General features: G+C 73.6%; 14 protein-coding genes and 2 pseudogenes. 5 read left to right on the top strand and 11 right to left on the bottom strand.

The window, feature by feature from the left end:
- Nucleotides 1-11 precede the first annotated feature (11 nt).
- Together AQJ30_RS14135 and AQJ30_RS14130 are read right to left on the bottom strand one after the other, a co-directional pair.
- A complete protein-coding gene (locus AQJ30_RS14135; protein ID WP_067233300.1) occupies nt 12-1544 on the bottom strand; it encodes an amino acid permease in 1533 nt (510 codons plus the stop codon).
- A 64-nt stretch (nt 1545-1608) separates the two neighbouring features.
- Nucleotides 1609-2589, bottom strand: a complete 981-nt coding sequence (locus AQJ30_RS14130; RefSeq protein WP_067233298.1) for a hypothetical protein — start codon at nt 2587-2589, stop codon at nt 1609-1611.
- Between the two features lie 279 nt (nt 2590-2868).
- Between AQJ30_RS14130 and AQJ30_RS14125 the strand changes: the two genes are divergently transcribed.
- From AQJ30_RS14125 to AQJ30_RS14105, 5 genes and pseudogenes are all read left to right on the top strand, one after another.
- Nucleotides 2869-4317: an FGGY family carbohydrate kinase gene (locus AQJ30_RS14125; protein ID WP_067233297.1), complete on the top strand. Its 1449-nt coding sequence runs from the start codon at nt 2869-2871 to the stop codon at nt 4315-4317.
- On the top strand, nt 4314-5774 hold the full coding sequence (locus tag AQJ30_RS14120) for an FAD-dependent oxidoreductase (RefSeq protein WP_067233295.1): 1461 nt from the start codon (nt 4314-4316) through the stop codon (nt 5772-5774). The genes AQJ30_RS14125 and AQJ30_RS14120 overlap by 4 nt, the downstream gene beginning before the upstream one ends.
- The gene (locus AQJ30_RS14115) at nt 5771-6814 is read left to right on the top strand and encodes an NAD(P)/FAD-dependent oxidoreductase (RefSeq protein WP_079084023.1); all 1044 of its coding nucleotides are present in this window, start codon (nt 5771-5773) and stop codon (nt 6812-6814) included. Before AQJ30_RS14120 ends, AQJ30_RS14115 begins: the two co-directional genes overlap by 4 nt.
- Before the next feature lie 78 nt (nt 6815-6892).
- Nucleotides 6893-7030 (top strand): annotated as a pseudogene (locus AQJ30_RS39365) (MarR family transcriptional regulator); the annotation flags it as partial.
- A gap of 162 nt (nt 7031-7192) precedes the next feature.
- Nucleotides 7193-7513 (top strand): annotated as a pseudogene (locus AQJ30_RS14105) (MarR family transcriptional regulator); the annotation flags it as partial.
- A gap of 158 nt (nt 7514-7671) precedes the next feature.
- Here AQJ30_RS14105 and AQJ30_RS14100 read toward each other — a convergent pair.
- From AQJ30_RS14100 to AQJ30_RS14060, 9 genes are all read right to left on the bottom strand, one after another.
- Nucleotides 7672-8103, bottom strand: a complete 432-nt coding sequence (locus AQJ30_RS14100; protein WP_067233292.1) for a DMT family transporter — start codon at nt 8101-8103, stop codon at nt 7672-7674.
- Between the two features lie 65 nt (nt 8104-8168).
- The gene (locus AQJ30_RS14095; RefSeq protein ID WP_281200931.1) at nt 8169-8561 is read right to left on the bottom strand and encodes a DMT family transporter; all 393 of its coding nucleotides are present in this window, start codon (nt 8559-8561) and stop codon (nt 8169-8171) included.
- A 98-nt stretch (nt 8562-8659) separates the two neighbouring features.
- The gene (locus tag AQJ30_RS14090) at nt 8660-8905 is read right to left on the bottom strand and encodes a DUF6253 family protein (protein WP_067233289.1); all 246 of its coding nucleotides are present in this window, start codon (nt 8903-8905) and stop codon (nt 8660-8662) included.
- Entirely contained in the window at nt 8902-9711 is an 810-nt protein-coding gene (locus AQJ30_RS14085) for a maleate cis-trans isomerase family protein (protein WP_067233287.1), read from the bottom strand. The genes AQJ30_RS14090 and AQJ30_RS14085 overlap by 4 nt, the downstream gene beginning before the upstream one ends.
- Nucleotides 9712-9733: 22 nt before the next feature.
- Nucleotides 9734-10414: a transglutaminase-like domain-containing protein gene (locus AQJ30_RS14080; protein WP_067233285.1), complete on the bottom strand. Its 681-nt coding sequence runs from the start codon at nt 10412-10414 to the stop codon at nt 9734-9736.
- Nucleotides 10415-10441: 27 nt separating this feature from the next.
- Nucleotides 10442-11602: an acyl-CoA dehydrogenase family protein gene (locus AQJ30_RS14075; RefSeq protein ID WP_079084022.1), complete on the bottom strand. Its 1161-nt coding sequence runs from the start codon at nt 11600-11602 to the stop codon at nt 10442-10444.
- Nucleotides 11603-11680: 78 nt separating this feature from the next.
- Nucleotides 11681-12055 (bottom strand): ectoine synthase, encoded by a 375-nt coding sequence (locus AQJ30_RS14070; RefSeq protein ID WP_067233281.1) that lies wholly within the window; start codon nt 12053-12055, stop codon nt 11681-11683.
- Between the two features lie 66 nt (nt 12056-12121).
- A complete protein-coding gene (locus AQJ30_RS14065) occupies nt 12122-12379 on the bottom strand; it encodes an acyl carrier protein (RefSeq protein WP_067233279.1) in 258 nt (85 codons plus the stop codon).
- Nucleotides 12376-13854, bottom strand: a complete 1479-nt coding sequence (locus AQJ30_RS14060; RefSeq protein ID WP_067233277.1) for an AMP-binding protein — start codon at nt 13852-13854, stop codon at nt 12376-12378. The genes AQJ30_RS14065 and AQJ30_RS14060 overlap by 4 nt, the downstream gene beginning before the upstream one ends.
- Nucleotides 13855-14012: the final 158 nt, after the last annotated feature.

The following is a 14012-nucleotide window of genomic DNA, read 5'->3' as shown; positions in this document are numbered from 1 at the left end:
GGCCGGGTCCGTCACACGATGCCTTCGGCCAGTTCGGCCTGTTCCCGGTCCGAGCCGTACGCGGCCGTGGTGGGCGTCCCGTACGAGCGGCGGGCGACGAACCACCACACCGTGGCCAGGACCAGCACCACGGCCAGCGCGACGGAGGCGTAGTTCATGGTGTCCGCCGTCACCGGCGACGACTGCGGCAGGCAGAACAGCACCGTCACGCACGCCACCCACACCACGGCGATCCAGCCGATCGGTCTGCTCCACCGGCCCAGGCTCCACGGACCCGGCGTGAACCGGTCGCCCGCGCGCAGCCGCAGGAACACCGGGATGGCGTACGCGGGCGTGATCCCGATGACGTTGATCGCGGTGACCGCGCCGTACGCGGTCGCCGAGTACAGCGACGGCAGGGCGAGCACGCAGGCCACGACGACCGACAGCCACACCGCGGCCACCGGCGTCTGGGTGCGGGCGCTGACCTTGCGCCACAGGTGCGAGCCCGGCAGCGCCCGGTCCCGGCTGAACGCGAACACCATCCGGCTGGCCGCGGCGACCTCGGCGTTCCCGCAGAACAGCTGCGCCACGATGACCACCAGCAGCAGCGCGCTCGCGCCGTCCGTGCCGAGCCCGTCGAGCAGGATCTGCGCGGGCGGCACCCCGGTCGCGGTGGCGAGCGTGCCGTCGTAGTCCTGGATGGCGAAGGTCAGTCCGGCGAGCAGCACGAAACCCGCCAGCCACGACGCCCAGATCGAGCGCACGATGCCGCGCGCCGCCGACACCGAGGCGTGCGCGGTCTCCTCCGACAGGTGCGCCGAGGCGTCGTAGCCGGAGAACGTGTACTGGGCGAGCAGCAGTCCGATCGCCGCGACGTAGACCGGGTTGTCCCAGCCGGTGTTGTTGACGAACTCGGTGAACACGAAGGACGGCGAGCGGTGGTGGTCCGGCACGATCCACAGCGCCCCCACGATCACCGCGACGCCGGCCAGGTGCCACCACACGGATATCGAGTTGAGCACGCTGACCAGCCGCACGCCGAACAGGTTGAGCACGGCGTGCAGCAGCAGGATCGCCATGAAGATCAGCATCGTCTTCCCCGGGGTGGGCGTGAAGCCCCACTGGAGGTTGGCGAACGCGCCCGCGAACAGGGCGGCGCCGTAGTCGATGCCGGCGATCGCGCCGAGCAGGCCAAGCAGGTTCAGCCAGCCGGTGTACCAGCCCCAGCGCCGCCCGCCGAGCCGGTCGGCCATGTAGTACAGGGCGCCCGAGGTCGGGTACGCGCTGGTCACCTCCGCCAGCGCGAGGCCCACGCACAGCACGAACAGCCCGACCCCGGCCCAGCCCCACAGCATCACCGCGGGCCCGCCCGCGTTCATGCCGAAGCCGTACAGCGTCATGCAGCCCGACAGGATCGAGATGACGGAGAAGCTGATCGCGAAGTTGCCGAAGCCGCCCATGCGGCGGGCCAGCACCGGCCGGTAGCCGAGTTCGCGCAGCCGCTGCTCCTCGTCCGGCCGGGGGACCTCGACGGGAGCCGGTGGCTCGGGGGTGCGGGACATACGGGGACCTCCGGGGGAGAGGGGGGTGGGAAAACTGGGGGGAACCGGGGGCGCGCGGACCGGGTCAGGGCGTTGCGCCGCTGCGGGCACGCGCCCGCAGGAACACCTCCACCGCCTCGGCGGGTTCACCCGGCCGTCCGGCGCGGCCGGTCCACGGCACGGGCGTGTAGTACGGCCCGATCGCGTCGAACACCCGGGCCGCCTGCGGGAAGCGCTGGGCGCCCCACAGCGCGTGGGCGAGGTGGTTGAGGTCGAGCGGGGAGCGCTCGGCCGGGTCGGACCGCTCGAACCACGCCTCGTACGCCCGCAGCGCCTCCCGGGTGGCGTCCTCGGCCACCCAGAACAGGTCCAGGGCGGTGTCCCGCCCGCCCTCGCGCCGGTAGCGCTCGACCCGTACGTACAGCGGCAGCAGGTGCAGCGCGGAGCCGGGCGGTGCCGTCTGGCCGACGAGCTGGGCGAAGCCCTCCGCCTCCGCGGGCCGGGGGGAGGCCGCGTGCGCGTAGAGGAACTGGAGCATGCGGTGGTGGGCCTCGCGGTTGCCCGGGTCGCGCTTGTCGGCCTCGGCGAGCAGCCCCCACGGCCCCGGCGGCAGCGTCGGTTCCGGGGCGGCCACCCGGTGCTCGTCCCACAGCCGCCGGCGGTCGAGCTGGGCCAGTGCCAGCAGGCACACCCACGGCACCGGGTCCGGGGGCGCGGAGCGGGCGGCCTCCTGGCTCATGTCCCAGGCCTCGATCCACAGTTCGTGCGTACGACGGTGACCCTCGCGCCGCGCCCGCAGGGCACGTTCCACCCCGACCCGGGCGCGCATCACCACGGCCGGGACGCTGTGCGGCTCCTCGGCCAGCCAGGCGCGCACCACGTCCGTCCCGGCGGCCGCGGTGGCCAGGACCTGGGTGCGCCGCGTCCAGGCGGCCCAGCCGGCCGTGTCCTCCAGCAGGGTGCGCATCGCCAGCCAGCGCCCGGTGCGCAGCTCCTGCAGGGCGGACCGCAGCGCGTCGTCGGGGCCGGCGGGGTCGTAGGCCGGCCGTGCTCCTTCGCGTGCCATCAGCCGTCCGCGCGGGGACGCCGAAGGTGCAGGTCGGCGGGGTGCAGTAACAACAGCCCTCCTCTGGGCGGTTGATGAGGAGATCGCGTCGGTCGGCGGTCACTATAGAGGGGGTCGTACGACCGGACGAAGCAAATCAAGTCCGTTATTTTTCAACCATCTTGGCTGGTGGCGGGCCGGAGGCGGCCGGGGACCGGGCGCGCTTGACGCGGCGCGGGGCCCGACGGCAGGCTGTCGGACCGTGATCACCGGGACGCGGGCGGCCGCGGGGAGGGTGCGATGACAGGCCCCGTGCTCGCCGTCGACCAGGGAACCTCCGGCACCAAGGCCCTCGTGGTCTGCCCCGAACGCGGGGTCCTCGGCACCGGATTCGCCGCGGTGCGCCCCCGCCACCTGCCCGGCGGCCGGGTCGAGGTCGACCCCGCCGAGCTGTACGGATCGGTCCTCGAGGCCGGCCGGCGCGCACTCGCCGAGGCCCGCGAACCCGTCGTCGCGTTCGGCCTGGCCAACCAGGGCGAGACCGTCCTCGCCTGGGACCCGGCCACCGGACGCCCGCTCACCGACGCGATCGTCTGGCAGGACCGCCGCGCCGAGGACGTCTGCGCCGAACTCGCCCCGCACGCGGACGAACTGCGCGAACTGACCGGCCTGCCCGTCGACCCGTACTTCGCGGCACCGAAAATGGCCTGGATCCGCCGTCGGCTGACCCGCGAGGGCGTCGTCACGACGAGCGACGCCTGGCTCGTACGGCGCCTCACCGGAGCCTTCGTCACGGACGCGGCGACCGCCGGCCGCACCCAGCTCCTCGACCTCGACCGCGCCGCCTGGTCGCCGCGCGCCCTCGACCTGTACGGCCTGTCCGGCGAACGCCTGCCGGACGTCGTCGACAACGCCCGTCTCGTCGGCGCCACCCGCGCGTTCGGGCCCGAGGCCCCGGAGATCCCGCTCACCGGGCTCGCCGTCGACCAGCAGGCCGCCCTGCTCGCCCAGCGCGTCACGGCCCCGGGCACCGCCAAGTGCACCTACGGCACCGGTGCGTTCCTGCTCGCGCACACCGGGGAGAGCCCCGGGCGGGGCACCTCCGGGCTGGTGTCCTGCGTCGCCTGGCGCCTGGCGGACCGCACGCAGTACTGCCTCGACGGCCAGGTGTTCGCCGCCGCGTCCGCCGTGCGCTGGCTCACCGACCTCGGCGTGCTGCGCGACGCCGCCGACCTCGACGCCGTCGGCGGCGGCGTGCCCGACAGCGGCGGCGTCACCTTCGTGCCCGCCCTCGCCGGACTCGCCGCCCCCTGGTGGCGCGGCGACCTGCGCGGCTCCCTGACCGGGCTCGGCCTGGACACCACGCCCGGCCACCTGGTGCGCGCCCTCTGCGAGGGCATCGCCGCGCAGGTCGTCGCCCTCGCCGACGCCGCCGAGGCCGACCTCGGCACCGCGCTGACCGCCCTGCGCGTCGACGGCGGCCTGACCCGCTCCGAGCTCCTCATGCAGACCCAGGCCGACCTGCTCCAACGCCCGGTGGAGGTGTCCGCGCTGCCCGACGCGACGGCCCTCGGCGTGGGTGCGCTGGCCCGGCTCGGCGCCGATCCCGGCCTGGGCGTCGAGGCCGCGCTCCCGGACGCGGCGCCCGCCGCCGTGTACGAGCCGCTCCTGACGGCCGACGAGGCCGCCGAGCGCCTGGCGCGCTTCCGGACGGCCGTGGGGGCCCTGCTGGAGGGGCGCGCCGCATGACGGCTCCCGGCCCGCGCGAGGGTTCCGTGACCGCCGGCCCTGGCGAGGGTTCCGTGACGGTCGCCGGCCCGCTGCCCGTGCGGCCGTACGACGTCACCGTCGTCGGAGCCGGGGTCGTCGGCGCCGCCCTCGCCCGGGAGCTCGCCCGCCACCCCCGCCTGCGGGTCGCCCTGGTGGAGGCGCAGGACGACGTCGGCCAGGGCACGTCCAAGGCCAACACCGCCATCCTGCACACCGGTTTCGACGCCGTCCCGGGCTCCCTGGAGGCCCGGCTGGTGCGCGAGGGGCACCGGCTGCTGTCGGCCTACGCGGCCGAGTCCGGCATCCCCGTCGAACCGGTCGGCGCCCTCCTCGTCGCCTGGGACGAGGACCAGCTGGCCGCCCTGCCCGGCCTCGCCGACAAGGCGCGGCGCAACGCCCACGACGGCGTCCGCCCCCTGGACGCGGCCGAACTGTATGCCCGGGAACCCCACTTGGGCCCCGGCGCGCTCGGCGCCCTGCACGTGCCCGGCGAGAGCGTCATCTGCCCGTGGACGACCCCCCTGGCGTACGCCACGCAGGCCGTGCGGCACGGGGTCGACCTGCACCTCGGCTGCCGGGTGGAGTCGGTGACCGGCGGCACGGGCGGCGGTCATCAGGTGCTCGGCACCACCCGCGGTCCCCTGCACACCCGTTGGCTGGTCAACGCCGCCGGGCTGCACGCCGACACCCTCGACCGGATGCGCGGCCACGAGGACTTCACCGTGACCCCGCGCCGCGGCCAGCTCCTCGTCTTCGACACCTTCGCGCGCGACCTCGTCCGCCACATCCTGCTGCCCGTGCCCACCGCCCTCGGCAAGGGCGTCCTGGTCGCGCCCACCGTCCACGGCAACGTCCTGCTCGGGCCCACCGCCGAGGACCTGGACGACCGGACCGCCACCGGCACCACCGCCGAGGGACTGGCCGGCCTGCGCGAGAAGGGCCGCCGCGTCCTGCCCGCGCTGCTGGAGGAGGAGGTCACGGCCGTCTACGCCGGTCTGCGCGCGGCCACCGAGCACGACGACTACCGCATCACCGCCCACCCCGGGCAGGCGTACGTCACCGTCGGCGGCATCCGCTCCACCGGCCTGACCGCGTCCCTCGCCATCGCCGCGCACGTGCGCGACCTGCTGGCGGACTCCGGCCTCGCTCTCGGGCCCGCCCGCGACCTGGAACCGGTCCACATGCCCCGGCTGGGCCGGACCACCCCCCGCCCCTGCCGCGTCCCGGAACGGGTCGCGGCCGACCCCGAGTACGGCGTCGTCGTCTGCCCCTGCGAGCAGGTCTCGCGCGGCGAGATCCGCGACGCGCTCGCGACGACGGTCCCGCCGCGCTCCCTGGACGGGCTGCGCCGCCGCACCCGCGCCCGGGCCGGGCGCTGCCAGGGCGACACGTGCGGCGCGGCCGTGCGCGAGCTGTTCGAGCAGGCCCGCCGGTGAGCGCGCGGGAGGTCGACGTCCTGGTGGTCGGGGCGGGACCCGCCGGACTGGTGGCCGCCGCCCGCCTCGCCGCCCTCGGCGCGGGCCGCGTCGAGGTGCTGGACGGGGACCAGGGGGCCGGGGGAGCGCCCCGGTACGGCGCGCACCGGGGCTACGGCACCTGGCCGCGCGTGGTGACCGGACCGGCGTACGCGCGCCGGCTGGTGGCGGTGGCCCAGCGCGCCGGGGCGGTCGTGCGCACCGGCGTGACGGCGCTCGACTGGGCGGGCCCCCTCGCCCTGGAGACCGCCGGACCGCTCGGCGTCGAGACCGTCAGCGCCCGCGCGGTCGTCCTGGCCACCGGCGCCCGCGAACGCCCCCGCGCGGCCCGCCTGGTCCCCGGCACCCGCCCGGCCGGGGTGTACACCACGGGCGAACTCCAGCGGGCGGTGCACCAGTTCGGTCAGCACATCGGGACCCGGGCGGTGATCGTCGGCGCGGGAGGCACGGCGCCCGCGGGGGAGGCGACCGGCCCCGAGGACGCGACCTGCGCGCAGACCGCGACCGGCGCGGAGGACGCCGTGGCCGCCGCGTACGCCGAGCACGCGGCCGTCACCACCGTCCGGGCCTCGGGCGCCTCGGTCGTCGCGCTGGTCACCGGCCTGTCCCGGGCCCGGACCGGCCGCGCCCCGGTCGCCGACCTCCGTCCGTGGCGGGGCGTTCCGCTCCTGACGGGCGCCACGGTCACCGAACTCCTCGGCCAGGGGCGCCTGTCGGGCGTGCGGGTCCGCCACCGCGACGGAGGGACGGCCGTCCTGCCCTGCGACACGGTCGTGTTCACCGGCGCGTTCGTCCCCGACCACACGCTCGCCCGGCGCGGCGGCCTCACCCTCGCCACCGGCGTCCGGTGCCCCGCCGTGGACGCGGCCCTGCGCACCTCCCGCCCCGGCGTCTTCGCCACGGGCGCCCTCGTGCGCCCCACCGCCTCCGCCCCGGCCGCGGCCCGCGCCGGTGCCCGGGCGGCCCACGCGGTCCTCGCCCATCTGCGCGACACTTGTTAGGCCTTGACCTCAAGTCCGGTTGAGTTCCTAGCGTCGGTGGCGTCCGAACGACCCAGGCGCACCCCGGAGGCACCGGCCATGGAGTACTCGCACAGCGACGCGGACCTGCTGCGGCAGCCGATCGGCTACTGGAGCTGGGCGGCCTACGACGCCGTCGTCACCCGCATCCGCTCCGCCCTCGCGGAGCTGGGGACCACCCAGCCGCAGTGGTGGGTCCTAGGGGGTGTCTCGTCGATCATGCCGGGCTCGCGGTGTCCGGCACCGCGCCTCGCCGCGTTGTCGTCGGTTGGCGATGCTCCGCATCGCCGCCCTCCTCCGCCTTGCGATGCACGGCACCGGACACCGCTCCCTGATCCGGCCTGATCGACGAGACACCCCCTAGGCCAGGTCGCCGGCGCCGAGCCGGCCAAGAGCCGGGACGAGGTGTCCCGGCTGCTGCGGAACTACCTCGACACCGGGCCCGAGGTGATGGAGGAGGAGATCGACCACACCATCGCCCGCGGCTGGGTCGACCAGGACGCGGCGGGCCGCCTGCACCTGACCGCCGACGGCCGGGCGTTCTTCGACAAGGTGGCCGCCGTCCAGCAGCAGCTCCAGGAGGAACGGCACGCGGGCATCTCCGACGAGGAGTACCTGACGACCCTCAAGGTCCTCCAGCGCTTCATCCACAACACGGGCGGCACCGCCTGGCACCACTGAAGCGACCCGGGCCGGCCGGGCGCGCGGTGGAAGCGCCCACGCCCCGACAGCGGGGCCCCTGGTGCGGTTCCGGTCCGGGCCGGGTGCCCGGACCACCAGGAGGCCCCGCTGTCGAGGCGGTGCTGTCGAGGCGGCGGTGTCAGGGGTGGGGCCCGACGTCAGCGCTGCGCGCCCTGGGTCTCCCGCGCCTGCGAGGTGAGCCCCCGGGTGTCCGGGGTCTCGGGGGCGGAAGCCGGCGCGGGCTCCGGCCGGTCGGCCAGCTTGAGCCAGACGACCCCGGCGATGATCACGCCCAGCCACACCGCCTGGGTGACCGTGAGGCTCTCGTCGAAGAAGAACGGGCCGAGCAGGGCGGCACCGGCGGCCCCGATCCCCGCCCAGACGGCGTATCCGATCCCCACGTCGATGGTCCGCAGGGCGACGCTCAGCGCCCACAGCGTCAGGAGGAAGAAGACGACCGCGACCAGCGACCACGACAGGCGGGTGAAGCCGTGGCTGCCGCCGACGGAGAGCGCGTAGCCGATCTCGAAGCCTCCGGCGAGGAGGAGCATGAGCCAGGAGTTGGCCGAGGAACGGTCGGTGTGGGACATGTGCCTGGGTCCTTTCGAGGGAGTGAGAGGCAGGGCGGGCAGGCGGGCAGGTGCGGCGGGACGGCTCAGGCGGCGCCGCTGAGCTGGAGTCCGACGACCCCGGCGATGATCACGGCGATGCCGAGGGTCTTGCGCCAGTTCAGCCGCTGACCGAAGAGCACCACGCCGAGGACGGTGATGCCGACACCGGCGATCGACGTCCAGATGGCGTAGCCGACGCCGACGTCGAAGGTCAGCAGGGCCCTGCTGAGGAAGTAGGTCCCGAGCGCACCGCTGACCAGGGTGATGGCGGTCCACCGGCGGTTCTTGAAGCCCTCTGCCTTACCGGCCGCGATGGCGACGACGATCTCGAAGATGTCCGCGATGGCGAGGTAGAGCCACTGCATGGCGGTCCTTTCGAAGGAATCGGCCCTCTGTTTGCTTGTACGTGCATGTTCATTCCGGCGACAGTTCTGCACGTCAGCTCTGAAGGGGAACGAATAAAGCTTGCATGAACATGTATCTGGCTGTCAATCCCGCAGGGCCCGTACGGAGGCTGCCGTACGGGCCCCACCGGTCAGCCGGCCGCTCCGGCCAGGCGCCGCTGCGGTTCCCCGGGGGCGAAGGACGGGGCGGCCTCGCTGCCGTGCGCGTAGCGGCGGAAGCCGGGGACGAGCTCCGCCTGGCGCAGCGAGCCGCGGTGGAGGACCAGGCCGTGCACGCCGGTTCCGTCGTCGCGCCAGCAGACCAGAGGCAGGCTGTAGGAGTCGCCCTCGGGGGTGGTGAACAGGGCGACGTGGCCGTCGGCCGCGACCAGGCTCATGACCTGCCGCCCTGCGGTGCCGTCCCGAACAGCCGCCCGTAGCCGGTGATCCGGCTCGCTGCCTCCCCCGCCCCCGCCAGGTGCAGGGCGTGCCAGAACAGCACCTGGTTGGCGGTCAGGACGGCGAAGTCCAGCTCCTTCTCCAGGGCCTGGATGACGCCGACCGCGCGGATGCCGTTGCCGGCGACCAGGACCGCGTCCGGCCGGTGGTCGGCGACCGTGGTGCGGATCCAGTCGGACAGGGCCTTGGGCGTGATCAGCTTCTGGTTGCTGGGCAGGCCGCAGGGTCCGTGGTGGACGACCGTGAATCCTTGCTCGGTGAAGTAGTCGGCGCCCAGCCCGGAGAGCCGGTCGTCGAACCACGGCGGGTTGACGACTGCCACCCTGCGGGCGCCGAGGGCGGTGAAGCCGGTGACCGCGGCCGCGGTGGTGGCCGTGAGCGGGATGCCCCTGGTGCGCCGCGCCAGCCGGTCGAACAGCTCCTTCTCCCCGCTCGCGCCGAGCACGTAGGCGGAGCTGGTGAAGCCGAGGGCGATCACATCGAGCGGGGACGCCGCGAGCAGCTCGACCGCGTCGTCGATCAGCGGTGGTTCGACGAAGGCGCGCACCGGGTCGTGCGGGATCTTCGGGTCCATCTCCCCGCCGGCCCGCATCGCCGCGAAGTGCACGCGCGACGCGTGGATGAAGACGTCGTCGGGGGCGATGGCCTGGAACTCCGACTCCGGGCCGACGTCCGCGTGCGGGACGACCACACCGACCCGGGCCTCGGCCTCCCAGCCGTCCCTCTCGGCCTGAACGTTGGGCATGGTGGTTGCTCTCCTCACTGGGTCAGCCCGTTGCCTCGGCGGCCAGCGACCCGCCCCGGACCGTGCCGTCGCCGTCCAGGAAGCGGGGGTGCTTGCGGCGCATCTGGGACATGACGAACGTGTAGGGCACGTCGTCGAAGTCGCCGTGGTCGGCGACGAACTCCATGTTCTTGTTGCCCTGTTCGTCGAAGGGGTGGTGCACGCTGTCGGCGGTCCCGTCGAACTCCAGCGGCTTCATCCCGTACAGCCGGCACAGGATCTTGTTGAAGACCGGGGTGGCCTTCACCCAGGTGCCGTTCAGGTACACGGTGTTGAGGCCGTGGAAGAAGACGTCGCCGCCGATGTGGGACCGCAGCCGGTCCGAGGCGAGGTGGTTGCGCACGTCGCCGTAGTGCAGCCGGGCGGGGATGCCCACCGCCCGGCAGGCCGCCGCGTACAGCACGGACTTGTGCAGGCAGAAGCCCTTCCTGCCGGTCGCGACGCTGCTGGCCCGCAGCCCCTCGGGGGACAGGTCGGCCCCGTACACCTCGTAGAAGACGTCGTCGCGGACCGCGTAGTACAGCTCGACGGCCAGGCGGCGCTCGTCGGCCGCCCGGTCGGCGACCGCGTGGTCGATGAAGGCCTGGACCGCGTCCGTCTCGTAGTCCAGGAACTCGGTGGGCGCGGTGAGCCGGACGCGCTCGGCGCTCGTGATGGCGTTCATGGTCAGCCTTCCGTCAGCGCTGCCCGCTCACAGCCCCAGCAGGGCGGCGATGCGGTTGCGCTGGATCTCGCTGGTGCCTGAGTAGATGGTTCCGCCGACGGCGTTGCGCACGTCGCGCTCGATGCCCGTGCCGGTCAGGTAGCCCTGGCCGCCGAAGATCTGGACCGCGTCCAGGGCGGTGGACTTGTTCGCCTCGCTGACCACCGTCTTGGTCGCGGCGATGTCGATCGCCGTGTCCTGGCCGGCCTCGACCTTGGCACCGGTGTCGGTGAGCCACTTGCGTGAGGTCTCCACCGCGATCTTCATGTCGGCGATCCGGTGCGAGACGGCCTGGAACCGGCCGATCGGCTGGTCGAACTGGCGGCGGGTCCTGGCCTGGTGGATCACCCGCTCCAGCCGGTGGCTCATCTCGCCGAGGGTGAGGGAGAAGGAGAACAGGATCTCCCGCTTCATCACGTGGTCGAGGATCAGGAAGCCGGCGCCCTCCTGCCCGACGCGGTGGGTGGCGGGCACCCGCAGCCGGTCGAAGGTCACCTCGCTGAGCGGGGAGGTGCGCAGCCCCATCTTGGCCAGGGGTTCACCGACGACCAGGCCCGGGGTGTCCCGCTCGACGAGGAACACGCTCAGGCCGAAGGGCCCGGGCTCGCCGGTGCGCACGTAGAGCAGGAACAGGTCGGCTATGGGGGCGTTGGTGATGAACATCTTGCCCCCGTCGATGACGTACGCGTCGCCGTCGCGCCGGGCGGTGGTGCTGATGTTCATGGCGTCCGAGCCGTGGTCCGGCTCGGTGATGGCGTGCGCCGTGATCAGTTCGCCCGAGACGATCCGCGGGAGGTACCGGGACTTGAGTTCCTCGCGGGCGAACGCCTGCAGGGGCACGCCGACGCTGACGATCTGGGTGGAGGCGGAGAAGCCGAGACCTGCGTCGCGGCAGGTGTACCCGAGTCCTTCGAGGGCGCGCATCGTGTCGGTCAGGGTGCCGCCGCGGCCGCCGTAGCGGGTGTCGAACGGGACCGTGAGGATGCCCGACCGCCGGATCGTCTTCCACTTCTCCCACGGGAACTCGGCGCGGGCGTCGAACTCGTCGACGTCACGGTTGAGTTCGTCGGCCCAGGGGGTGGCGAGCTCGTAGGGGTCGAGGTCGGGGGCGGGGGCGTGCGGGGCGGACTGCACGGGTGCGGTTGTCATGGCTGTGTCGGCCTTCCGGTACGCGGTGCGGGGGAGCACCGGGGCCCGTGGCGGCACGGGCCCCGGTGATGACGGGACTCAGTACTGGGAGAAGCCGTCCGCCGTCAGCGTGTGCTTCTCGTCCCCGCGCAGGGCCGGGCTGAAGACCGACACGAGTCTCAGGTCCTCGTAGTCGGAGGCCACGAGGTGGTGCGCGTCGTTCTGGTCGAGGGCGTAGATGGTGCCCTCCGTTATCTTGAAGCGCGTTCCGTCCGCGGTGACCACCTCGCCGGAACCCCCCGTGCAGTAGCAGGCCTCCAGGTGGCGCCGGTACTGCAGCGAGCTCGTCGTGCCCTTGCGGACCAGCGTCTCGCAGACGGTGAAGCCCATGCCGTCGGCCTCGGTCAGAAGGCGGTGGCTGGTGCCGTTGCCCCACTCGACGGGAACGACGTCACTGAGACTGCGAACGATCATGACTGAACTCCTTCGGGTGTGTGCGGAGCGCATCCGCGGGATGCGTTCCGTGGGATCGGGCGGGGGTCAGACGACAGCGGGGCGCGCGCTCTCCACGAAGCCGGCGATGGCGGCGATGCTGCGGAAGTGCTCCGGCTTCAGCGGGATGTCGTCGACCGGGATCGCGTAGGCGCGGGAGAGGTGCGAGACGACCCGGACCAGACCGAGGCTGTCGACGACGCCGTTCGCGATGAGGTCGAAGTCGGGCGTCAGGTCGGAGGTGTCCTCGCCGTCGAGGAATTCGGTGACGACGTAGCTGCGGATCTCGTCCACGAGCGTGCTCATGCGTGGTGTCCCTTCTGGCGCAGTGCCTTGATGAGGTTGCGGTCGGGTTTGCCGGTCGCGGTGCGCGGCAGGGGTGTGTCGCCCACCTGGACCGAGGAGGGGAGGGCGTGCCGGGGGAGGTGCGCGGCGCCGTGGGTGCGCAGGCGCAGGGAGGTGAGCGCGGTGCCGGGCCGCCGGGTCACCTGGGCGTGCAGCCGGTAGCCGGCCTCGGGGTCGGGCAGGGCCACCACGGCGGCCTCGGCGACGTCCGGGTGGGCGGCCAGGACGTTCTCCACCTCCTGCACGTTGGTCCGCACCCCGCGGACCTTGACCTGGAAGTCGGTCCGCCCTTCCAGCCAGTGCAGCCCCTCGGCGTCCCGGGAGACGACGTCGCCGGTGCGGTAGAACACCCCTTCGCTGCCGTCGGGGGCGGGCACGAACACCCCCTCGTTGCGCCGGCGTTCCAGGTAGCCCGCGGTCTGGAACGGGGTCGACACGTACAGCTCACCCGTACCGGGTCCGTCCAGCACCTGTCCCTCGTCGTCGAGGACCAGGGCGCGCACGCCGGGCAGCGGGCGGCCGATCGGCGTCCTCTCCCCGGCCGCCCCGGGGTCGACCTCGTGGACGAAGCTGTCGTTGGTCTCGGTGCAGCCGAACACGTTGTGGAAGCGGGCGCCGGGGAAGGCCGCGCCGAGCCGGGTCAGCAGCGGACGCGGCACGGTGTCGCCGGTGAGGACGACCGTACGCACACCCGGGTACCGGGCGTCGTCCCCGGTGAGCAGCCGGTGCAGCATGGGGACGCCCTGCACGAAGGTGATTCCGTGCGCCGTGACCAGCTCCCGCAGGTGGCGGGCGTCGGTGCTCGAGTCCTCCTCGACGAGCACGACGGTGGCGCCGAGCCGAAGGCCGGTCCAGACGTCGAGCAGGGACAGGTCGAAGTTGAGCGGGGCGTAACTGAGCAGCGCGTCCTGCTCGGTGAGGTGGAAGTGCGAGCCGGCCCAGGCGGCGAAGCGGTCGAACGCGTCCGCCGCCACCGGCACGATCTTGGGCGTTCCGGTCGACCCGGAAGTGGTGAGCAGCAGGCGGGAGACGGAGGGATCGACGGTGTCGAAACCGTCCGCGGCCGCCTCGTCCTGCGGGACGTCGTCGTGGTGCAGCGCTCCCCGGTCGTCGACGGTGAGGACCGCGGAGCACCTGGCCTGCGCCGTGAGCGTCCCCAGGACCGCGGCACCCAGCCCGGGCGACGGGGTGAGCACGGTGTGCCCCGACCGGAAGGCCGCGATGAGCAGGGCGATCGTCTCCGGCGTCTTGTGCGCCGGTACGCACAGCGGACGACGCCGGTCGAGGTCCAGGCGGTCCAGGGCCGAGGCGAGCTCGTCGGCCAGGTCCGCGAGACGGCGGTAGGTCGTGCGCCGTCCGCCCCACACCAGGGCGACGGCTTCGGGCCGCTGTCGGGCGTGCCCGGCCAGCGCGTCGCAGAGACGTAAGGATGGCATGGTTCCCCTCGTTCGTCCCGAATCGGACTGGAAGAGTGCGTTCGGGGGTGACGGCGCAGAGCGCACCGGGGAACGTCGTCCGGAGCGCCACGGCCTACCAGAGAGAGCCGGCTCCGACCATCCCCCGTAGTCGTTCGGTCATTCACCGTAGCGTGAGT

Origin of the sequence: Streptomyces longwoodensis (assembly GCF_001514125.1) — a bacterium.
Taxonomy (GTDB): Bacteria; Actinomycetota; Actinomycetes; order Streptomycetales; family Streptomycetaceae; genus Streptomyces; species Streptomyces longwoodensis.
Note: the sequence above shows the minus strand (reverse complement) of the source record. Positions and strands in the feature narration are given on the sequence as shown.